This is a genomic window from Flagellimonas iocasae, assembly GCF_042682725.1.
GTDB classification, from domain to species: Bacteria; Bacteroidota; Bacteroidia; order Flavobacteriales; family Flavobacteriaceae; genus Flagellimonas; species Flagellimonas iocasae.
Genome location: NZ_JBHUHU010000001.1, coordinates 676,330 through 697,492 on the forward strand (window position 1 = coordinate 676,330; position 21,163 = coordinate 697,492).

General features: G+C 41.4%; 17 protein-coding genes. 12 read left to right on the forward strand and 5 right to left on the reverse strand.

From position 1 onward, the window contains the following. Position 1 precedes the first annotated feature (1 nt). The 4 genes from ACFSJE_RS03060 to ACFSJE_RS03075 all read left to right on the forward strand — a co-directional run bounded on the left by ACFSJE_RS03060 (position 2) and on the right by ACFSJE_RS03075 (position 4,411). Positions 2–985, forward strand: coding sequence for a transporter (locus tag ACFSJE_RS03060; protein ID WP_379829508.1), 984 nt, complete (start codon positions 2–4; stop codon positions 983–985). 65 nt (positions 986–1,050) lie between these two features. Next, positions 1,051–2,169: a GTP cyclohydrolase gene (locus tag ACFSJE_RS03065; protein ID WP_379829509.1), complete on the forward strand. Its 1,119-nt coding sequence runs from the start codon at positions 1,051–1,053 to the stop codon at positions 2,167–2,169. 65 nt (positions 2,170–2,234) lie between these two features. Beyond that, a complete protein-coding gene (locus ACFSJE_RS03070; RefSeq protein WP_379829510.1) occupies positions 2,235–2,966 on the forward strand; it encodes a DUF2490 domain-containing protein in 732 nt (243 codons plus the stop codon). 167 nt (positions 2,967–3,133) lie between these two features. Then, on the forward strand, positions 3,134–4,411 hold the full coding sequence (locus ACFSJE_RS03075) for an amidohydrolase family protein (protein WP_379829511.1): 1,278 nt from the start codon (positions 3,134–3,136) through the stop codon (positions 4,409–4,411). A gap of 5 nt (positions 4,412–4,416) precedes the next feature. Here the strand turns inward: ACFSJE_RS03075 and ACFSJE_RS03080 are convergent, their stop codons facing one another. The 3 genes from ACFSJE_RS03080 to ACFSJE_RS03090 form a co-directional block, all read right to left on the reverse strand. After that, positions 4,417–5,676: an aminotransferase class I/II-fold pyridoxal phosphate-dependent enzyme gene (locus ACFSJE_RS03080; protein WP_379829512.1), complete on the reverse strand. Its 1,260-nt coding sequence runs from the start codon at positions 5,674–5,676 to the stop codon at positions 4,417–4,419. Between the two features lie 125 nt (positions 5,677–5,801). After that, on the reverse strand, positions 5,802–6,842 hold the full coding sequence (locus tag ACFSJE_RS03085; RefSeq protein ID WP_379829513.1) for a PLP-dependent cysteine synthase family protein: 1,041 nt from the start codon (positions 6,840–6,842) through the stop codon (positions 5,802–5,804). A 72-nt stretch (positions 6,843–6,914) separates the two neighbouring features. After that, complete coding sequence (locus tag ACFSJE_RS03090) at positions 6,915–9,050, reverse strand: S9 family peptidase (protein ID WP_379829514.1); 2,136 nt, start codon at positions 9,048–9,050, stop codon at positions 6,915–6,917. 61 nt (positions 9,051–9,111) lie between these two features. Between ACFSJE_RS03090 and ACFSJE_RS03095 the strand changes: the two genes are divergently transcribed. Next, positions 9,112–9,438: a YbaB/EbfC family nucleoid-associated protein gene (locus ACFSJE_RS03095; protein ID WP_379829515.1), complete on the forward strand. Its 327-nt coding sequence runs from the start codon at positions 9,112–9,114 to the stop codon at positions 9,436–9,438. 31 nt (positions 9,439–9,469) lie between these two features. On the opposite strand, the gene ACFSJE_RS03100 is transcribed toward ACFSJE_RS03095, so the two are convergent. Together ACFSJE_RS03100 and ACFSJE_RS03105 are read right to left on the reverse strand one after the other, a co-directional pair. Then, positions 9,470–10,495 carry a threonine aldolase family protein gene (locus ACFSJE_RS03100; protein ID WP_379829516.1) on the reverse strand — a complete coding sequence of 342 codons (1,026 nt, stop codon included), beginning with the start codon at positions 10,493–10,495 and terminating at the stop codon, positions 9,470–9,472. 71 nt (positions 10,496–10,566) lie between these two features. Beyond that, positions 10,567–12,969, reverse strand: coding sequence for a zinc-dependent metalloprotease (locus tag ACFSJE_RS03105; protein ID WP_379829517.1), 2,403 nt, complete (start codon positions 12,967–12,969; stop codon positions 10,567–10,569). 207 nt (positions 12,970–13,176) lie between these two features. Here ACFSJE_RS03105 and ACFSJE_RS03110 point away from each other — a divergent pair, with 207 nt between their 5' ends. The 7 genes from ACFSJE_RS03110 to ACFSJE_RS03140 all read left to right on the forward strand — a co-directional run bounded on the left by ACFSJE_RS03110 (position 13,177) and on the right by ACFSJE_RS03140 (position 21,146). Next, on the forward strand, positions 13,177–14,631 hold the full coding sequence (locus ACFSJE_RS03110; protein ID WP_379829518.1) for a circularly permuted type 2 ATP-grasp protein: 1,455 nt from the start codon (positions 13,177–13,179) through the stop codon (positions 14,629–14,631). Between the two features lie 7 nt (positions 14,632–14,638). Beyond that, positions 14,639–15,586 carry an alpha-E domain-containing protein gene (locus ACFSJE_RS03115; protein WP_379829519.1) on the forward strand — a complete coding sequence of 316 codons (948 nt, stop codon included), beginning with the start codon at positions 14,639–14,641 and terminating at the stop codon, positions 15,584–15,586. 38 nt (positions 15,587–15,624) lie between these two features. Further along, positions 15,625–16,491: a transglutaminase-like domain-containing protein gene (locus ACFSJE_RS03120; RefSeq protein WP_379829520.1), complete on the forward strand. Its 867-nt coding sequence runs from the start codon at positions 15,625–15,627 to the stop codon at positions 16,489–16,491. Between the two features lie 48 nt (positions 16,492–16,539). Then, positions 16,540–17,638, forward strand: a protein-coding gene (prfB, locus tag ACFSJE_RS03125; protein ID WP_379829521.1) for a peptide chain release factor 2 whose coding sequence is annotated in 2 segments (ribosomal slippage) — positions 16,540–16,602 and positions 16,604–17,638 — 1,098 coding nt in all. Because the reading frame shifts where the segments join, the coding sequence is not laid out codon by codon here. 65 nt (positions 17,639–17,703) lie between these two features. Next, positions 17,704–18,045 (forward strand): arsenate reductase (glutaredoxin), encoded by a 342-nt coding sequence (gene arsC / locus ACFSJE_RS03130; protein WP_379829522.1) that lies wholly within the window; start codon positions 17,704–17,706, stop codon positions 18,043–18,045. A gap of 24 nt (positions 18,046–18,069) precedes the next feature. Then, positions 18,070–18,543, forward strand: coding sequence for a hypothetical protein (locus ACFSJE_RS03135; RefSeq protein WP_379829523.1), 474 nt, complete (start codon positions 18,070–18,072; stop codon positions 18,541–18,543). 101 nt (positions 18,544–18,644) lie between these two features. Next, positions 18,645–21,146, forward strand: coding sequence for a TonB-dependent receptor (locus ACFSJE_RS03140; protein WP_379829524.1), 2,502 nt, complete (start codon positions 18,645–18,647; stop codon positions 21,144–21,146). Positions 21,147–21,163 lie beyond the last annotated feature (17 nt).

A 21,163-nucleotide genomic window follows, 5' to 3' on the forward strand; every position in this document is an offset into this window, starting at 1 on the left:
TATGGATTTTTCCTTTTTCAAAAAGAGTCTTATTCTTTTCTTGCTTACGCCCGTTTTTTTGAGCGCCCAATATACCGATGTCATCAATTCCAACAGACCTGGCAGGGCCGTTAGTGCGTATGCGGTTGGTAAAAATGTGGTACAGGCTGAAGCGGGATTCTTTTACGAACAGCAGGACAATGTGGACTTGAATTCTGATTCCAACATTTTTGGAACGGACATTGCCTTGAGATATGGACTCTTTTTTGAAGAACTGGAAATCAATTGGGAGGGTTCCTTCCAAAAGCAGAACATTAACTATCCAGATTTTGGTATTGAAGGAAAACTAGCTGATTTTTCACGAAATAGACTTGGGGCAAAATATCTGATTTACGATCCCTACAAAAACCCAGAACGCAACAAACCCAATTTATACAGCTGGCGCGCCAATAATTTGTTCCAATGGAAAAACTTGATTCCTGCGGTTTCACTTTATGGAGGTGTCAATTTTGTGCTGGGTGATAATCCGTTTTACCCTGGGGAGCCTACAACTTCTTACAGAGGGGCCGTGGCCACGCAAAGTAGACTTTCTCCACGATTTGTATTGATTTCAAATGTGGCCTATGACCGTATTGGGACCGATTTTCCTGAATGGCGCTATGCACTTTCACTTTCGCATGCGCTTAGAGACCCCAGATGGAGTATCTTTTTTGAAGGGCAAGGAATTTCAGGAGACCGATATTCAGATGTTATCCTTCGTACCGGGGTGGCTCGTTTGATCAATCCTGATTTTCAGGTTGATTTGCATTTTGGTTCCGGGTTCAACAACTCCCCTTCCCGCCTTTTTGTGGTGCTGGGTGCTTCCTATCGTTTGGATTTTCATAAAGACAGCTTCAAAACCATTGATACCCAAAGTGGTAGTTCAAATGGGAAAATAAAGCGGAACTCCAACAAGAAAAAATCGAAAAAGCGCAAGAAAAAAGACAATAATGCCATTGATTTCTAAGTTTTGCGCTTAACATTTTTATGCTGTAGGTAATATTGCTAATATTGGCCTGTAAATAATGATGTATGATCACCATCAAACAGGTCCAGTCCAAGGCTGACTTAAAACAGTTTGTAAAATTTCCTTTTTCCCTCTATAAAGACTCGCAATACTGGGTGCCCCCTATCATCAAGGATGAGATAGCTTCTTTTGATGCAACCAAGAATCCTGTTTTTAAAAATGCTGAGGCCCAATTTTTTCTCGCTTATAAAGGCAATGAGATTGTAGGGCGCGTCGCAGCCATCATCAATTGGCTCGAAGTGAATGAACAAAACGTAAAAAAAATGCGCTTTGGTTGGTTCGATTTTGTGGATGACATGGAAGTTTCAAGAGCTTTGTTGGATAAAGTGGAGGAAATTGGGAAAGAACATGGGTTGGACTATATGGAAGGTCCTGTTGGTTTCTCCAATTTGGATAAAGTGGGCGTGCTGATTGAAGGTTTTGACCATATCGGAACCATGATCACCTGGTACAATCATTCGTACTATCAATCCCATTATGAAAAGCATGGATTTGTAAAGGAAAAGGAATACTTGGAAAACAAGTTCTTGGCCGCTGCCGCAGACCCACAATTGTTTTATAAGGCCAACCTGTTGGTGAAAAAGCGTTACGGGCTTCGAGAGATGAACTTCGAAAAAAGTGCCGATATCATGCCTTGGGTGGATAAAATGTTCGACCTGTTCAACGAAACCTATTCCAAACTTTCCTCTTTTGTAAAGATCACTGACATTCAAAAGGAATACTTTAAAAAGAAATACATCAGCTTTATTAATCCAGAATACATCAAATTTGTGGTGGATTCTGAAAATAAATTGGTGGCCTTTGCCATTGTAATGCCTTCATTTTCAAAAGCGTTGCAGAAAGCAAATGGGCGACTTTTCCCAACGGGAATATTCCACCTGTTGAAGGCCAAAAAGGAGAGCAAGGATGTTATTTTTTATTTGATTGGCATCCATCCTGATTATCAGAATAAAGGTGTTACTGCCATTATTTTCAATGAATATTACAACACCTTTCAACAAAAGGGCATTGTGAACTGTATTCGAACCCCGGAACTGGAGGACAATGTGGCCATTAGGCAGATGTGGAAGCATTTTAACCCTGTGACACACAAACGGCGAAGAACCTATCGAAAAAGCCTATGATCAAACACCTTCAACCTCTTCTTTTAGCAATTCTGTGTTCGGGTTTTCTGTTTTGCCAAGATAAGATGGTCACCCATAAAGAAGAGCAATGGCTTCAGTATAACAATTTAACCCATTTGAATGAGAATTGGACGTTGTTTGCCAATACCGGAGCCCGTTGGAAGGATGGTTTTGAGGAGTTCGCGATATTATTTGGAAGGGCTGGGGCGGCATACTCCGTTAGCGAAAAAATTGGAGTGGCCGCTGGATTTACCTATGTGGAATTTTATGCGGATAAAGAACAATATTTGGTGGAACTTAGACCATATGAAGAAGTATTGATTCGTGATACGGGTGCGCACACACTCAAACTCAATCAGCGGTTTCGGTTTGAGCAACGCTTCTACAATCCAGTGGTGGATGGCAAAATACAATCGGACAATACCTTTGCCCTCAGGTTTCGTTATGCCTTAATGACAGGAATAACACTCTTTCGACTTTCCAAGGACAATCCAGACGCCAAATTTCGGCTAAACATAAGTGATGAGATAATGTTCAATGCCGGGAAGAACATTATCTACAATGTGTTCGATAAGAATAGGTTTATTATCAGTCCGGCGGTACAACTAAATAAATGGATTACCATTGCTGTGGCATGGAACAACCAGTTTGCCGCAAGTTCGTCTGAAGCGGGTCATTATATTTACACCAATGCCCTTTGGGTGAACCTCACGCACACCATTAATCTATCCAAAAAGAAACTGGGGGATATTAATGGCAAGTTTCCTGTAATCCCAGCAACCAACTCAAATCTTTGACCATTTAAAGCGGGACTTTGCTTTGTTTATTGATGTATTTTGTTGAATTTAGAGCAATCCCCCTCAAATTTAGCACCGTAAACATCATGAAATGCATCACTATCTGTATTGCAATTGCTCTTTTTTGGGGTTGCAAGTCGAGTACTGAAACTTCTATTACATATGATATGGTAATATCCAACATCAATCTAATAGATGGTACTGGAGGTCCCATGCAAGAGGGAGTTTCTTTAGGCATAAAGAATGGGGAAATCGTTGCGATAGATAGCATTTTACCTGGAAAAGGTTCCACTCAAATTGACGGAACGGGAAAATATCTCATTCCTGGCTTATTTGATTGTCATACCCATACTACAGATTACAACCGCGATTTTCCAAGATTTATGCATTATGGCGTCACCTCCATATTTATAACCGGTGGAAGTCTGTGCACGGATGCCTATTATACCGAAATGCGCGAGCACGGAGAACAGGATTCTATTCCCGCACCACGAGTTTTTCATACGAGCCAGCATTTTTCCATGGAAGGAAGGCATCCTTCCAAGACCTACGTTAGTAATAATTGGCAGGACGGTAAGACCATCTTTTTTCTGAAGGACACCGCCCAAATTGAAAGATTGGTTCATCGGGTTTCCAAAAACCCCATTGTTGGCATAAAATTAACCATTGAAGATGGCCCGGCGCCACCCTTTGTGGAACGAATACCGCAGGAATTCATCAATAAAATCGTTGAAGAAGGAGAAAAACATGGATTGGAGGTTTTCGGCCATGTCAGTGATAACATTGAATTGGAAATGGCCATCAATGGCGGTGTGCAGAACCTGATTCATTATACAGGTGTAAATATTGACCCTTCCAATGAACATCACCTAGAGCTTCTAAAAAAATTTAGGGAACGTGACCCCTCTTGGGTCACCACATTGATGATAGATAAGTCCTTCTTGTACCCATTACATCCAGAATGGTTTGAAAATACAGCAATGCTTCCGGAATATCGAGAGTCAATCAACTACATAAATCCAGGAATGATAATGCGGTCAAACATGCACGCCAAGGGTTTAAAGGAAGAATTTGGCATGGAAGACGCCAATTTACCTGAAGGAATTATTCCTCAGGTACAAGATATTCAATATCTAAATGGAAAAGGTTTCAACATGGTATTGGGAACGGATACTGGAAATGATTTTAATTTTCCAGGCTATAGTTTTCATGAAGAAATGCAGCTCATGGAACTTGGAGATATTTCCAGATTGGACATCATTAAAATGGGCACACTCAATGCTGCCAAAATGTTGGGTGTTGAGGACCAATTAGGTTCCATAGAAATTGGTAAACTAGCTGATATGGTAATTCTGAATGAAAATCCACTGGAATCCATCAGTAATACACTTTCCATCAACAGCGTACTAAAAAACGGCGTGATCCAAGAACGGATAAAAAACTAAGGAAATTATTCTCCCATTGCGGCAGCTACGGCAGCCGAAAGTCGCTTGTATGTACCATTTTCAAGTCTTTCCCGGATAGAGGAAAACGCATCCAAAGTCTCGGCTATATCTTCCATGGTATGGGTAGCAGTTGGAATCAAACGTAAGAGAATCAATCCCTTTGGAATTACTGGATACACAACGATTGAACAGAAAATACCATGATTTTCACGTAAATCCTTCACCAAAGCCATAGCCTCAGGAATACTGCCATTCAAATATACAGGAGTAACACAACTCGATGTGGTTCCAAGGTCGAAACCACGCTCACGAAGTCCGTTTTGCAATGCGTTCACATTTTCCCACAACTTATTTTTTAGCTCTGGCATGGTACGCAACATATCCAATCGCTTCAAGGCCCCTTTTACATAGACCATTGGAAGTGATTTGGCAAACATTTGCGAACGCAGGTTATATTTTAAATACTCAATAATTTCTTTATCAGCGGCTACAAAAGCTCCTATACCGGCCATGGATTTGGCAAAGGTGGCCAAATACACATCAATTTCATCTTGAACACCTTGTTCCTCTCCTGCTCCAGCGCCAGTTTTACCAAGGGTTCCAAAGCCGTGGGCATCATCCACCAACAACCTGAACTTGAATTTCTTTTTAAGTGCAACAATCTCTTTAAGGATTCCTTGCTCACCACGCATACCAAACACACCTTCAGAAATCACAAGGATTCCACCACCATGCTCATTGGCCATTTTAGTGGCACGCTCCAAGTTTTTCTCTAAGCTTTCTGGGTCATTATGCTTAAAGGTGAACCGTTTTCCCATATGGAGACGAACGCCGTCAATGATGCAAGCATGGCAATCCACATCGTAAACAATAATATCATCTTTGGAAACCAAAGCGTCTATTACTGACATAAATCCTTGGTAACCAAAGTTCAAAAGATAGGAAGCTTCTTTGTGAACGAACTCGGCGAGTTCTTTTTCCAATTGCTCATGGAAGTCGGTATGACCACTCATCATACGGGCACCCATAGGAAAAGCAGCACCGTGCTCATAGGCTGCATCGCCGTCCACTTTTTTGATTTCAGGTAGATTCGCGAGTCCCAAATAATCATTGATACTCCATGTAATCACATCCTTTCCTTGAAATTTCATTCTGTTGGAGATAGGCCCTTCCAGTTTCGGGAATACAAAATAACCTTCTGCTTGTGACGCCCATTTTCCCAACGGACCCTTGTTCTCAATGATCCTATCAAATAAATCTCTCATCTACCTTAAAATTGTTTCAAATGCAAAAGTATAGATTTTTATGAACCTCGCATAACGATTTTTTCACATAAAAAAACGACAATGGTTTTCATTGTCGTTTCATATTTGTAAAGAGTTATCTTCTCTTATTTGATATACTCAATCTTTTCGGGCACTTCAGCATTTTTAATATCGAAAAATCCTTGATTTTCCATCCATTCATTGCTGTATACCTTACTCATATATCTTGATCCGTGATCAGGGAAAATAACCACCACGTTGCTATCTTCTGTAAACTCACCTTCTGTATTCAATTGATATAGAGCCTGCATGGCTGCTCCACTGGTATATCCCACAAACATACCTTCGGTATGGGCAATTTTGCGGGCCATATGGGCACTCTCGCCATCTGTAACCTTAATATATCGGTCAATGCTATTGAAATCTGTTGCAGCAGGTATCAGGTTTTTACCCAAACCTTCTATGCGGTACGGATAAACTTCATTATGGTCAAATTCGCCGGTCTCATGATATTTTTTAAGTACGGACCCGTAAGCATCAACACCCAAAACTTTAACTTCTGGATTCTGCTCCTTTAAATAACGAGCAATCCCTGAGATAGTTCCTCCGGTTCCACTGCAAGCCACCAAATGGGTGATATTTCCATTGGTCTGCTCCCATATTTCGCGACCTGTGGTCTGGTAATGGGCCTCAATATTGAGTTCGTTAAAATATTGGTTGATATAAATGGAATTCTTGGTCTCCTTATGTAAACGTTTGGCCACCTCATAGTACGACCTTGGGTCATCTGCACTCACGTGGGCCGGGCAAACATATACCTTGGCTCCCATGGAACGTAGCATGTCAATCTTATCTGGTGATGATTTTGAGCTAACGGCCAAAATGCACTTGTATCCTTTCACGATGCTTACCATGGCCAGACTAAATCCAGTGTTGCCAGAAGTGGTCTCGATGATAGTGCTTCCCGGTTTTAAAATGCCTTTTCGCTCAGCTTCTTCAATAATATAGACTGCGATTCGGTCTTTCGAAGAATGGCCTGGATTAAAGCATTCCAATTTGGCATAAAAGTTTCCGGTAAGGGGGGCGGCTATTGTGTTAAGCTTAACTAAGGGGGTATTTCCAATTAAGTCAAGGATATTGCTGCACGCATTTATCTGTTTTTTCATAACTGGTATTAGGTAAGGAACGAATTTTTGAAATTACAGAAATCCGTTCGGTGCAAAAATAGCATTTTATTTTTAATGGGTTTTCCCTTCTAGGTCTAAAATAAAGGTATACTCCTTTGCGGTTTCCTTTAAAGCTTCAAATCTTCCCGAGGCACCCCCATGTCCAGCATCCATATTCGTATCCAAAAACAAGAGGTGTCCATCTGTCTTGTATTCTCGTAATTTGGCGACCCATTTAGCTGGTTCCCAGTACTGTACCTGCGAATCATGCAGCCCTGTGGATACATATAAATTGGGATATTCCTTCGCCTCAACATTGTCATATGGGGAATAGGATTTGATATAGTCATAATAATCCTTGTCATTCGGATTTCCCCATTCATCATATTCTCCTGTAGTCAATGGGATGGAATCATCCAACATCGTTGTGACGACATCCACAAAAGGAACTTCTGCAATGACGCCATTGTAGAGCTCTGGTGCCATATTTATGATAGCTCCCATTAAAAGTCCTCCTGCGGAACCACCACTGGCGTATAAATGCTCTGGACTGGTGTATTTCTGTTCAATGAGAAATTTAGAGCAGTCAATAAAGTCGGTAAATGTGTTCTTTTTATTGAACAACTTGCCGTCTTCGTACCAAGGTCTTCCCAAATATTCCCCTCCTCTAACATGTGCAATGGCATAAATGAAGCCTCTATCCAACAAACTCAATCGGACCGAGGAAAAATAAGGGTCAATGGTACTTCCGTACGAACCATACGCATATTGAAAAAGCGGACTGGTCCCATCCAAAGGTGTGTCTTTGCGGTACACCAATGAAATAGGCACTTTTTTTCCATCCTGTGCCGTGGCCCACAAACGCTCGGTTGTATAATCGTCCTTATTAAATTTTCCACCCAGAACCTCCTGTTCTTTCAATATTTTCTTGGTTCGGGTCTTCATATTGAAGTCGATAATGGCATAGGGCGCACCCATCTCATTATAATAATAGCGAAGTTCATCTGTGTCAAAATCCAGATTCACCGAAGCTCCCGCCACATAGGTTTCGCTATTGAAGGGCAAATAGTAACTTTCGGACCCATCCCAACGTGATATTTTCATTTGATTTAATCCATTCTCCCGCTCTGAAAGCACATAATAATCCCTAAAAATTTCCACATCTTCCAGCAAAACGTCACGTCTATGGGGAATGAATTCTTGCCAATGCTCTGATGATGTGTTGTTTTCATCAGCTCGCATCAACTTAAAATTCGTGGCTTTATCTCGATTCGTGAGAATGTAAAAATTACCATCATAGTGAGCGATGGAGTATTCCATACCCAAATCCCTTAGGGAGAACACCTTAAATTCACCATTAGGGTCATCAGCATTCAATGTTCGATATTCCGATGTCAATGTGCTCACAGAGCCAATGACAATAAATTTTCGGGATTTTGTCTTATACACAAAAGTGTTGTAGGTGGAATCCTTTTCATGAAATACCAACGCATCATCACTGGAAGAAGTTCCCAACACATGCTTGTAAATTTTATCGGAACGCAAGGTCACCGGGTCCTTTTTTGCATAGAACAAAGTCTTGCCATCATTGGCCCAAACGGAACTTCCTGTGGTATTTTCAATGATATCGGGGTAAATTTCCCCTGTCCTCAGGTTTTTTATTTGGATGTTGTACTGTCGCCGGGATATAGTATCCGTCCCAAAAGAGGCCAAGGTATTGTCTGGGCTTATTGAAATTCCTTTCAAGTTGAAGAATTCATGGCCTTCGGCCATTTCGTTGCAATCGAACATAATTTCTTCAGCGGCATCCAAACTGTCTTTCTTTCGGGAATAGATAGGGTATTCCCTTCCCTCTTCATACCGATTTATGTACCAATAGCCATCCAACTTATAGGGCACGGATGAGTCGACTTCCTTAATCCTCGACTTCATTTCCAAAAAAAGGTTTTCTTGGAACTTTTTGGTATGCGCCGTCATTTTTTGGTAATAGTCGTTTTCGGCATTGAGATAATCGATTACGGCTTGGTCTTCCCTATCGTTCATCCAATAATAGTCGTCAATCCGTACATCGCCATGTTTTTCCAGTTGGGTTGGAATCTTTTTGGCTACTGGGGGTTGTATTTGCTTCAATTCTTTACTGTTTTGGCAAGAGCCTGCAAAAATAAGGCATATTCCGAGAATACAAGGGGTAGGATTGATTCGTTTCATCCATTTCGATTTGTGCCAATTTAGTATTTTTGAAGTCAATTAGATACAAAAAATAACAGCTATGTTTGGAGATATCATGGGAATGATGGGTAAACTCAAGGAAACCCAGAAAAAAGTGCAGGAAACCAAGGAACGATTGAATACGGTTTTGATTGACGAACAATCTTCTGATGGATTGCTAAAAGTGACTTTGACGGCAAACCGAGAAATAAAATCAATCCATATTGACGATTCTCTTTTGCAGGATAAAGAGCAACTGGAAGATTATTTGGTGCTTACCCTAAACAAAGCAATTGAAAAAGCCACCAATGTGAATGAAACGGAATTGGCCGCTGTGGCAAAAGAAGGCATGCCCAATATCCCTGGGATGGATGCTTTTATGAAATAAAACACCCCTAAAGTCCCCTCAAGGGGACATTTTACCCAATTGTTTTTAGGATTTTAAGGAAATGTTGGTGCATCGCATTTGTATAATCCAAATGGGTGACGATGCGCAGTTTTCCCTGACCCATACCTATTATTGAAATCTGATTTTCGGTGAGTTTGGCCAAGAAGTCAGCTGATGTGAACTTCGATTCATCTAATTCAAAAATGATGATATTGGTCTCAATGGGCTCCACTTTTTTGATAAAATCCAAAGTCGATAACACCTCCCCTATTTCGGCTGCTTTTTTATGGTCTTCCGCCAAACGTTCCACATGATGGTCCATGGCATAAATTCCTGCTGCGGCCAAAAATCCAGATTGACGCATTCCGCCACCCAGCACCTTCCGGACTCGTAAGGCTTTGTCAATCATATCTTTGCTTCCGACTAACACAGAGCCCACAGGGCATCCCATGCCTTTGCTCAAACAAACACTTATCGTATCAAAAAGAGAACCATACGCTTTAGGGTCTTCACCCTTAGCCACAAGTGCATTCCACAGTCGTGCGCCATCCAAATGATACTTTAAGCCATGGTCATCGCATACTTTTCTTATTTTTTGAAGCTCCTCAAAATCCCAACACGCCCCGCCACCTTTATTGGTAGTGTTTTCAATACAAACTAACGAGGTCAATGGGCTATGGTAAAAATCCGGCGGGTTTATGGATTCCTCAACCTGTTTTGCCGTCATCATACCTCGATGACCATCCACCAATTTACAGGAAACCCCACTGTTGAAACTTACACCTCCACCTTCATAATTGTAGACGTGGGCGTATTTATCACAAATCAATTGGTCTCCGGGTTGCGTATGCAATTTAATTGCTGTTTGGTTGGTCATGGTGCCACTGGGAAAAAACAGTGCGGCTTCCATTCCAAAATAATCGGCCACTTTTTCTTCAAGGGCATTTACGGTAGGGTCGTTTTTAAAAACATCGTCCCCCACCTTCGCGGTCATCATGGCCTCCAACATTCCCGCAGTGGGTTTGGTGACCGTATCACTGATCAAATTAATTGTCATAAAAGTTCAATTTCAAGCTCAAGTTCAGATTCAATTTTAAACATTGAGTTTGAACTTGTATCTGTAATTATTTAGTCCATGCAGTCCATTCCAATAGGCGAGCCATCAGGAATTTTTGGGACAGGTATCACATTAAAACTGGATGGTTTTTCCATAAACATATCGATTCGTTTTACCATCTCCACAGCAATTGCTGTCTTTCCATTGCCCAGTAATGCAGCCTTAAGTTCCTTTAATGTCTCATTGGCTATGGCATTCACTTGAGGATGTACTTCTTTATGGGCCGCCAAATTCATAATGTGGTAGAGCACCCTGAAATTGATGGTCTGTTGTACTTCTTCCAAATAGGGGTCTTTTTTGGAATCTTCAATGGTGCTATTGACCAATTTGGTCAAAACTTCGTCCAAGCCCAATTGCCCTTTATCCAAACTTTTCTGCTGGATCAATCGCGATGCACGTTCTGGATGCAGCAACAAACCAAGCGTCATATCGGCAGCTGTTTCGGCAGCGGAAAGGGCATCAAAACTCACACCAGTTCTTCCCATCAACGATTCTCGGGTACGAGGATATCCAATGGCCCTCGGTGGAAAAAGGTCTAGCTTTTCCTTGGGAATGGCAACAACCTCCGCATCCAAGGTTTTTAGAATAGACTCCAACGCTTTTTCTTGTACTGCTTGATTTACTGGCTCCACTACACGCTGTCCATCTCCTTTCACCGCATAATTGTAATCCAATCCGCCAATAACCTTGGAAACGGCCTCCGTCTGATACCGATGGAAAAAATACAGTGGCGCGAACACATCTTCCAAAACAGAATTGGGGTCGCCTGTGCGGATGTTGTCTATTGAAAAATTAGTGATGGCGGTTTTCCGAATTTCCAACATACTTTCCAGCTCTTGGCTGGCACTTTTACCGTTGTCCCACAAGTGGGCTAAGGCATGGGCTCCTCCAGTGGGTCTTGCATCTTGATCGGAAATATAGCGCAACCCATCATCTTGGGCTTTCTTCAAAATACCATTCAAGCCATCTTTTTCTGAAGTGCCACTTGGAAAATCGGCATACGAATAGGCCACGGTAACTTTATCCCATTCTCCGATTCCCGTGTCGTATGCATTTGAAAAATCGATAGTATTTCCCTTCAATTCAAATTGTGGATGCGGATAATCCATAACCGAAGCCCTATTGTTGGTACTCGCCGCAAAATTGTGGGCAAAACCAAGGGTGTGACCAATTTCATGGGCAGACAATTGACGGATTCTTGCCAAGGCCATATCCAACATGGGTTGGTAGTTGTCATCACGCTCGGCAAAAGGTTTGTTCATCAAGGCTTGGGCAATCAAAAAATCCTGACGGATACGCAAGCTTCCCAAACTCACATGACCTTTCATAATCTCTCCTGTTCGTGGGTCGGTGATACTGCTTCCATAACTCCAACCTCTGGTTGAACGGTGCACCCACTGAATCACATTATAGCGCACATCCAACGGGTCGGCATCATCGGGAAGAATTTTAAGTTGAAAGGCGTCTTTGTAGCCAATCGACTCAAAGGCTTGGTTCCACCACTTGCCCCCTTCCAACAGCGCAGAACGAACAGGCTCGGGAGTTCCATTATCCAGATAATAAATGATTGGTTCAACAGCTTCACTTACCTCGGCACCAGGATTCTTTTTCTCCAAGCGATGGCGTGTGATAAAACGTTTTAAAATGGGTTCTTGAACCGGCGTGGCATAATCATAATAGGTTAAAGGGTACGAACCACATCGAGGGTCAAACACTCTTTTCTTGTATTTATCATCCGGTAATTCAATTAAAGAATGATGCTGGGCCACGGTTACCAAACTTGGGTTTGGGGTCACAGACTGAATCCAAGCCCCTTCGGGATTACCTTTAAAGGTAAGCGTTACATCAAACTCTACATTCTTTGGGAATGCCTTGGTACGATCAAACGCCAAAGCACTTTTTGATGCGTCCAAACTATAGGTGCCTTGTTTCGCAGCTTTTAGCGTATTGGATACTCCGTGTGCATCCCGCATTAAAAATTCAGTGAAATCGATTAAGTAATTTCCCTTGGATTCTTCCTCAATTATAAAACCTTGCAGAATAGACTTGGCAAAAGCCTGCTCCACTGATTTTCGCTCCAATTCATTGTCAGTAATGGCACGATAGGTTAGATTAGGCTGTACCAATAACAACTTGTTTCCTGCCTTTTTGAAGTAAACGACTTGCTCATTGCCCAATTGGCCCCGGTCCAAACCGATATCATTGCTTCCTATCCCACTGCTCAGCGAATAGACATACAAAAACTCCTTGTCCAGTTCATCAACTTCCAAATAAATCTTGTCGGATGAATCATCATAGTAAAAATTAAAATAGCCGCTGAATTTTTGAAAATCCTTGGCCTTTTCAAAAGTCTGTCCGTAAAGTGTTGCATAAAAGCAACCAAATAATGCTAAGAGGGAGAAAGTGTTCTTCATAGTTGATTGGAAATTGGATTTAAAAATATGTAATTCATTTTAAAAAACCCCGTGTAACTACCTTTTCAATCTCAAAACTCATTTTCATAAAATTTCCATGCAATTTTTATTTCATCCATTTTTTTAGGGTGGGATTTTTAACTATTGTTTATTTCATAAGAGATTGAAAATCCATATTTTACTTAAAAAACAAATATGGGGTCAGCAATGGGGAAAACCATCTTTTCGAGTTATGTACGCAAAGAGGGTTTATTTGATGAAGTCTTTGAAGGTAATGGAGATGTTAAATCGGTATATCAGAAGCTTTTAGACCTTTATGGATCTCGGTCCATTGAGGATTATGTTACCTTGAACAACAAGGCAAAATCTTCATTTTTTAACCAGGGTATCACCTTTCAAGTTTATGGCGACAAGCAAAGTCAGGAGAAAATTTTTCCTTTTGACTTGTTCCCGAGGATTATTGACCCCAAAGAATGGGAAATTATTGAAAAGGGTGCTATCCAAAGAAGTTTGGCCTTGAACCATTTTTTATGGGATGTCTACCACGATAAAAAAATTGTAAAGGATGGTATTGTACCGATTGAGTTGTTGAGCTCTTCTCCCAACTACCTACATCAAATGATGAATGTAGACCCACCCAGCAAAATATATAATCATATTTCAGGAACGGACATCATTAAACATTCAGATGGCAATTATTATGTATTGGAAGACAATATCCGTTGTCCTTCGGGCGTGAGTTATGTCATCTGTAACCGGACGGCATTAAAGCGAGCGCTTTTTGGGGTTTTTAACCATTACAAGACCTATACAGTGACTGATTATGCTGAGAATCTCTTGAATCTTTTGGAAAGTGTAAAACCCCCAGGTGTGGATTCCCCGGTTTGTGTGGTGATAACCCCCGGCATGTTCAACTCTGCCTATTATGAACACTCCTATTTGGCCAAAGCCATGGGGGTTGAATTGGTGGAAGGACGAGACCTGTTTGTAGAAAATGACTTTGTGTACATGAAGACCACGCAAGGTCCCGTTCGGGTAGATGTGGTCTACCGAAGGGTTGATGATCTCTTTATTGACCCTATGGAGTTCAATCCTGATTCCAGCTTAGGCGTACCCGGTTTATTTGCCGCTTACAGAAAAGGAAATGTAACCATTGCCAACGCTCCGGGAACGGGAGTTGCTGATGACAAGGCCATCTACACCTATGTTCCAGATATCATTAAATATTATTTGGATGAAGAACCCATCCTTAAAAATGTACATACGTATCATTGTAGCCGGCCCGATGAATTAAAATATGTATTGGACCATATCAAGGAGTTGGTCATAAAACCAGTTGATGAAGCTGGAGGGTATGGTATTTCCATTGGAAACCGTTTGACCAAGGATGAGATTGAAAAAGTGAAATCCGAGGTAAAGGCCAATCCGAGAAAATATGTAGCGCAGCCTATTATGTCCCTATCGGTACACCCCACCTATATTGACCAAAAAGAATCTTTTGAACAGCGTCATGTAGACCTTAGGACCTTCACCGTTCTAGGGCATGACAAACAATTTGTATTAAAAGGCGGACTTACCCGCGTGGCGCTAAAAGAAGGAAATTTGATCGTAAACTCATCCCAAGGTGGTGGATCTAAAGATACTTGGGTTTTAAAACATTAAGAACACTATGCTTGCACGAGTAGCCAATAATTTATTCTGGATGGGAAGGTATATTGAACGGGCGGAACATGTGGCCCGTTTTATGAACGTGAATTATTTTTCATCCTTGGATGCACCCAACCAATTGTCACAATCCAGACAGTTTGTACTTAGGTCCATATTATTTATGGTGGGTGACCCCGTCTCTGATGATTCCCTAAAATTGAAAGAGGAAGAAGTACTCTTCAATGTTGGGTTAAACGCGGAAAAAAATTATTCCATCATCAGCAGTATCAAGTTTGCCCGGGAAAATGCCAATAGCTCCCGAGATTTGATTTCAACAGAACTCTACGAAAGCCTCAATAAGTTTTATCACTTTGTGATGAACTATTCCACGGATACCTTCGTTAAAACCAACCTCTATGATTTTACCGTCAACATTACTGAAATGACTGCTGTACTCCGTGGTAAAATAAGGGGAACCCTTTTGCATGATGAGGTGTATGCTATTATTATGATGGGGGTAAACATCGAAAGGGCCATACAGATTACCCGTATCATCAATACCAAATATAATGATGCCCTAATGGCCAAAGGTAGCTACGGAGACCCCATTGGCAATAGTTTTGAGTGGACCACCCTGCTCAAATGTGCCGAATCCTATGATATGATGCGTCGCCTTTATAAAAAATCACCGAACAGTACTTCTACCCTAGAGTTCTTAATCCTCAATGGAAGATGCCCTCGTTCCTTTATGAACTGCATCAATCAAGTGTACAAACATATTTTGGAAATCGATAAAAAGGTGGAATACGCCAAAAGCTCCACTGCATTCATGGTGGGAAAAGTACGTGCGGAATTTGAGTTTAAACAGATTGAAGAGGTACAAGAAGACATTCAGGGCAACTTGGATTTGATTCTTAATAAAATGTTCAAAATTAGTGAGAACATGGAGAAAGAATTCTTCAACTACTAGGGCAATTTGACTAACTTGGTCCGATTGAAATGTTGCCCATGTTCTATGAATATGAAATAGATTACGACACTCAGAATTCCTACGAAAAAGGGTTGAGTGAGGCCTTTTGGCAATTCTTGGTGGTACCAGAAGAGAATGATACCCAAGAGCTTACCTATTGGCATTTTGAGAATGATTTAGGAGAACGCAACAGCGTTTCGGTAAATGGTCTTGGCTTTACAACGGTTCAAGTTCGATCTAAAAAGGAGATTGACCATATTGAATTCAATGCACATTTTAAGTTGGTAAAAAAGGAAATCAACCCGTTTGATTTTGAACTTCCCTTGGACCCGGCAGAAGATTTTGAGACACTCCGAAACCTCGATTTTAGAATTGACCATGAACCCTTCCTCAGAAATACGCGACTGACCCACCTTCCCGAACAATATGCATCCATTTATGTGTTTGATGAAAAAATAAGTCTATTTGAAAATCTCCAGGCGTTGAACCAATGGGTGTTCAATAAAATATTTTTCAAACCGGGCGTGACCGACGTACATACCCCAATGGAAGAAATCATTGAAAAAAGACATGGGGTTTGTCAAGACTTTACCCACCTTTTCTGTGCTATCGCCAAAAAGAATGGCGTTCCGGCTCGTTACGTCTCAGGCTATCTGCACCAAGGCAGCGGATTTTTTGGTGATTCCCAAATGCATGCTTGGGTAGAGGCTTTCGTTCCCAATGCCGGATGGATAGGTTTTGATCCCACCAACAATTTATTGGCCAACCACAACCACATCAAAGTGTGTCACGGAAAGGATTACACTGATTGTGCCCCATTAAAAGGAGTGGTCTACACCCTTGGAAAAAATGAGACCAAGTATACTGTACTGGTCAAAGCGGCACAACAACAGCAACAACAATAGATTATAGAATGTGGTGAAAGAAACTTACTTTTGCCCAAAATTGAATACATGGTAACCACAGATCGACAAAAAGATCTTATTGAGCGCCTTGGTGCGTTAAGGAGGTATCTTTGACATTGATACCAAGCTCATCGAAATAGAAAACGAGGAAGAAAAAACCCTCGAACCTAATTTTTGGGACAATCCCCAAGAGGCCCAAAAGCAAATGCAATCCCTAAAATCCAAGAAAAAGTGGGTGGAAGATTACGAATCCGCCAAAACTTTGGTAGGCGATCTTGAGGTGTTATTGGAATTTCAGCAGGCGGGAGAGATTTCCGAGGATGAAGTTGCTCAACAGTACAAAAAAGCCATTGAAGCCATTGAAAACTTGGAATTCAAAAATATGCTTTCCGATGAAGGTGACGAGCTTACCGCAGTGCTTCAGATAACCGCTGGCGCTGGTGGAACGGAAAGTTGCGACTGGGCATCAATGCTCATGCGGATGTATATCATGTGGAGTGAGAAAAACGGCTACAAGGTAAAAGAACTCAACTACCAGGAAGGCGATGTGGCCGGTATAAAGACTGTGACACTGGAAATTGAGGGTGAATATGCCTTCGGGTGGCTGAAAGGTGAGAACGGGGTACATCGACTGGTGCGCATCTCTCCTTTTGACAGTAATGCCAAGCGCCATACCTCGTTTGCATCGGTATATGTGTATCCATTGGTGGATGATACCATTGAAATTGAAGTGAATCCATCTGATATTGAAATCACCACAGCACGTTCCAGTGGAGCTGGGGGTCAGAATGTGAACAAGGTGGAAACCAAGGTTCAGCTGGTCCACAAGCCCACGGGTATTCAGATTTCCTGTTCCGATTCGCGTTCGCAGCATGACAACCGGGCAACGGCGATGAAAATGTTGAAGTCGCAATTGTACGAAATTGAACTTCGGAAAAAACAAGAGGCACGGGCCGAAATAGAGTCCTCAAAAATGAAGATTGAATGGGGTTCACAAATCCGTAACTACGTGATGCATCCCTATAAATTGGTAAAAGATGTGCGCACCGGAGAAGAAACCGGGAACGTAGATGCCGTAATGGATGGAGAAATCAATCCATTTTTAAAGGCCTATCTCATGATGATGGGGCAAAAGGAGGAGGAATAGCTGGTTTTGGAATGGGTTTCGGGATAAAGGATGAAAGGTAAAGGAGAATAAAGAACAAATAGACCATGATTAAAATATACCACAATCCAAGATGTAGAAAATCGAGGGAAGGGCTGGAAGTCCTTGAGCAATCCGGGCAGGACTTTGAAATTGTAAAGTATCTGGAAGATATTCCCACCGAGGAAGAGCTGAAGACCTTAATAGGGTATTTGGGCATTACTCCAGAGGAATTGGTCAGGAAGAATGAAGCTATTTGGAAGGAGCAATACAAAGGAAAATCGCTCTCGGATGATGAAATTATCACGGCCATGGTGGAAAACCCTAAATTAATAGAACGCCCCATCATTGTAAAAGATAAAAAGGCCGTAATTGGCAGACCCTCGGAAAAAATCAATATCTTGCTATAGTATTACGAACATATTCATTTGGCTATGAAAAGTTTACAGACTGTTATTTTCTTGACCTTTTTAATGGTGTTTTTATCCGCTGGGGAACTGGCGGCCCAATATGGTTATGGATCTCCATATGGATATGGAAATCGATATGGTAGAAGACAAAGTACCATCCCACAAGCTCAGGAAACCCCTAAAGAAGTAACACCGCCTACCGCTGAGGAAGTGGTGGATCAACAAATGCCTTCCATTACAGAAGAATTGGGACTTAATCCATTTGAAGAAGCTGTGGTTCGTACAACCTTGGTGCAGTCCGTTCAACAACGTATAGAGCTTCAAATTTTAGGGTTGGAACCTTTAAAGATGAAGGAGGAATATGAGAAAATTGAGAAGAAACAAAACGAAGAACTTAAAGCCGGACTTCCGGAAGATAAGTACAATGCCTTTCTAGAGCTTCAGGAAAACAGGTTTAAGCCTGAAAAGAAGAAGAAAAAGAAAAAGAAAAAAGATTAACAAATCATTAAGGTCATTCACGGGATCAAGTCTGTTGTTGACGGATATAATTTTCGCTACTACTTAAATTCCTTTCAACTTTGCTAGTCTAAAACCAAACTATGCAAAGAATCATTTTACCGTTGTTACTGTTGGCCTTCCTTTCAGCGAATGCCCAAACGCGGCAGAGTCAAAACTCTATTACCATTTCCGGAACTGTAATTGATCAAGATTCCGGACAACCCTTGGAATACGCAACCTTTGTTTTGCAGGAGGTAGAAAATCCAGATAAAGTCACAGGTGGTATTACTGATTTGGATGGGAAATTTGAGATTGAAACCACTCCAGGGAGATATAATATTAGAGTTGAATACATTTCTTATAAAACCTATTCCTTAACCAATCAAAACTATACCTCTTCCACTAATTTGGGACCTATTGTTTTGGCAACTGACGTATCCCAGCTTCAAGAAGTTGAGGTTGTTGGGGAGAAAACCACAGTTGAGGTTCGGTTGGACAAAAAAGTATATAATATTGGGAAAGACCTTACCACCAGCGGTGGAAACGTTAGTGATGCCTTGAACAATATTCCCTCGGTAAATGTTGATGTTGAAGGTGCCATCAGCTTAAGAGGAAACGAGAATGTTCGTATCCTTATCAATGGTAAGCCATCAGCCTTGGCAGGATTTGGGTCTACCGATATTTTGAGACAATTGCCCGCCGATGCTATTGAAAAGGTAGAGGTAATCACCAGTCCATCAGCTCGTTATGATGCTGAAGGAACCGCGGGTATTTTGAACATTGTTTTGAAAAAGGAAAAGACCTTGGGAATCAATGGTTCGGTGAATTTAACCGGAGGACATCCTTTTAATGCCAGGGCAACCACCAATTTCAACCTGCGAACCGAGAAATTCAACATCTTCAACACCCTAGGATATTATCATAGAGAATCTCCAGGGAATGGATTTAGCGACAACACCTATTCCCAAGGTGAATTTGACCGAATTATCGAAGATCGTGAAACCAGCCGTAACAATGACGGTTTCAACCTTAATATCGGGATGGAATATTTCCTCACGGAAAAATCGTCTATTACAGGTAGTTTCTTCTATCGATACAACAAAGGAGACGATCTAACGGAAAACGATAACCAACGATTTACCGATGCTGCTTTGGCCAGCAGAACCTTTAGGACGGAAAATCAAGGTGAAGATGGCAATAGCCGACAGTTCTCCTTCAACTATACCAATAATATTAATGATGATGGGCACAAATTGACTGCTGATTTTCAGTATTCCTTTGATGATGAATCTACATTTACGGTGATCCAAGAGAACAATATTGTACCCAATACGGATTTGTTGGCATTAGAGAATATTTATGAAGCTGAAAAACAAGATGATATATTGGCGCAAGTGGATTATGTATTGCCCATGGGTGATGCCCAATTTGAAGCTGGTTATCGCGGAACGTTTCAAAAAGAGATCAATGATTATCAGTTAGATCAATTTAACCAAGACACAAACCAATTCGAGACCAACATTGATTTGACCAATACCTTTACCTATCACGAGAATGTGAATGCGCTATATACGCAGTACGGTAATAAATTCGGTAAATTTTCATTCTTGGCAGGTTTGCGATTGGAAAATACGGAGATGAGGGGTGGTGTTGACTCTGATATCGATAGTGAAGCGTTACAAGAAATCCTTGGTGATGATGTTGATCTTAATTTTGACAAAAACTACCTTGGATTGTTCCCTACAATCAACTTGATTTATGAGTTTAAGGGAAATCAGAATGTATCCCTTGGATATAACCGAAGAATCAACAGGCCTAGAGGGTGGTTCATTAACCCATTCCCTTCTAGATCCAGTAGAACCAACGTATTTCAAGGGAATCCCGACTTGGACCCAGCCTTTGCCAATGCATTTGATCTTGGCTATTTAAAGCGATGGGATAAACTGACCTTTACGTCATCCATCTATTATCAAAGAGAGACCAACTCCTTTGAGCGTGTTCAAGAGGAAACGGGAGAGGTTACCTCCGATGGTATCCGTATCATCCGATCTATTCCGATCAACCTTTCCACCAATGAACGAATTGGTGCCGAAGCAGGTATGCTTTACAACCCTGTAAAATGGTTGCGTTTAAATGGTAGTTTCAACTTCTTTAGGTTTAGCACTGATGGAGAATTTAATGGGGTAGATTATAGTGCGGACAATTCAAGCTGGTTTGCTAGATTCAGTTCCAAGTTTACGTTACCCGCAAAAATCGATTTCCAAGCCAACTCCTTTTACATGGGCCCAAGGCAAAATGCACAAACGGATACAAAGGGTATGTTCTCTTTGAACTTGGCCATGAGCAAGGATATTTTCAAGGAAAAGGGAACATTGTCTTTAAACGTGAGCGATGTATTCAATTCCAGAAAACGTCAATCCTATACTGAGACAGCTTTCTTTACTTCGGACAGTGAGTTCCAGTGGAGGGTAAGACAAATCAATCTTTCATTCATCTACCGATTCAACCAGCCTAAAGAGCGAAGACAGCGTGGAGGCGACCGTCAGAATGGTGGCGACGATATGGAAATGGAAGAAGGACAGTTCCAAGGAGGAAAAGGATAATTGATAGAAAGGAAAAT

Excerpts from the sequence above, each read along its gene's own strand:
- ACFSJE_RS03095 (WP_379829515.1), top strand. The coding sequence starts at position 9,112 with ATGTTTGGAGATATCATGGGAATGATGGGTAAACTCAAGGAAACCCAG.
- ACFSJE_RS03105 (WP_379829517.1), bottom strand. The coding sequence starts at position 12,969 with ATGAAGAACACTTTCTCCCTCTTAGCATTATTTGGTTGCTTTTATGCA.
- ACFSJE_RS03120 (WP_379829520.1), top strand. The coding sequence starts at position 15,625 with ATGTTCTATGAATATGAAATAGATTACGACACTCAGAATTCCTACGAA.
- arsC (WP_379829522.1), top strand. The coding sequence starts at position 17,704 with ATGATTAAAATATACCACAATCCAAGATGTAGAAAATCGAGGGAAGGG.
- ACFSJE_RS03090 (WP_379829514.1), bottom strand. The coding sequence starts at position 9,050 with ATGAAACGAATCAATCCTACCCCTTGTATTCTCGGAATATGCCTTATT.
- ACFSJE_RS03060 (WP_379829508.1), top strand. The coding sequence starts at position 2 with ATGGATTTTTCCTTTTTCAAAAAGAGTCTTATTCTTTTCTTGCTTACG.
- ACFSJE_RS03135 (WP_379829523.1), top strand. The coding sequence starts at position 18,070 with ATGAAAAGTTTACAGACTGTTATTTTCTTGACCTTTTTAATGGTGTTT.
- ACFSJE_RS03115 (WP_379829519.1), top strand. The coding sequence starts at position 14,639 with ATGCTTGCACGAGTAGCCAATAATTTATTCTGGATGGGAAGGTATATT.
- ACFSJE_RS03110 (WP_379829518.1), top strand. The coding sequence starts at position 13,177 with ATGGGGAAAACCATCTTTTCGAGTTATGTACGCAAAGAGGGTTTATTT.
- ACFSJE_RS03065 (WP_379829509.1), top strand. The coding sequence starts at position 1,051 with ATGATCACCATCAAACAGGTCCAGTCCAAGGCTGACTTAAAACAGTTT.
- ACFSJE_RS03100 (WP_379829516.1), bottom strand. The coding sequence starts at position 10,495 with ATGACAATTAATTTGATCAGTGATACGGTCACCAAACCCACTGCGGGA.
- ACFSJE_RS03070 (WP_379829510.1), top strand. The coding sequence starts at position 2,235 with ATGGTCACCCATAAAGAAGAGCAATGGCTTCAGTATAACAATTTAACC.
- ACFSJE_RS03085 (WP_379829513.1), bottom strand. The coding sequence starts at position 6,842 with ATGAAAAAACAGATAAATGCGTGCAGCAATATCCTTGACTTAATTGGA.
- ACFSJE_RS03075 (WP_379829511.1), top strand. The coding sequence starts at position 3,134 with ATGGTAATATCCAACATCAATCTAATAGATGGTACTGGAGGTCCCATG.
- ACFSJE_RS03140 (WP_379829524.1), top strand. The coding sequence starts at position 18,645 with ATGCAAAGAATCATTTTACCGTTGTTACTGTTGGCCTTCCTTTCAGCG.
- ACFSJE_RS03080 (WP_379829512.1), bottom strand. The coding sequence starts at position 5,676 with ATGAGAGATTTATTTGATAGGATCATTGAGAACAAGGGTCCGTTGGGA.